Below are 355 nucleotides of genomic sequence, written 5' to 3'. Positions count from 1 at the left end.
CACTCGCGCGACGAACTGGCGGAATCCTTCGCCCACGACCCGGCCGGCAACCTGCTGATGCAGGACCGCCCCGGCCCGAGCCAGATCAAGGGCAACCGCCTGCTGATGCAGGGCGACCGTCACTACGATTACGACGCCTTCGGCAACCTGATCCGCGAACGCCGCGGCCGCGCACAGACACTCGTCACCGAATACCGCTACGACTGCCAACACCGCCTGATCGGCCTGACCCGCCCCGACGGGCAAACCGCGACCTACGCCTACGACGCCTTCGGCCGGCGCATCCGCAAAACCGTCGACGGCGCCACCACCGAGTTCTTCTGGCAAGGCGACCACCTCGTCGCCGAAAGCAGCC

General features: G+C 67.9%; 1 protein-coding gene. It reads left to right on the top strand.

Annotation, left to right across the window (positions count from 1 at the left end):
- The coding region (locus tag A8O26_RS29145) for an RHS repeat domain-containing protein (protein ID WP_155740701.1) at nt 1-355 on the top strand (355 nt) is incomplete at both ends.

Origin of the sequence: Pseudomonas fluorescens, from assembly GCF_001648775.1 — a bacterium.
Lineage (GTDB): Bacteria > Pseudomonadota > Gammaproteobacteria > Pseudomonadales > Pseudomonadaceae > Aquipseudomonas > Aquipseudomonas fluorescens_M.
The sequence above is the reverse complement of the archived record's forward strand: the minus strand, read 5'-3'. Positions and strand labels throughout refer to the sequence as shown.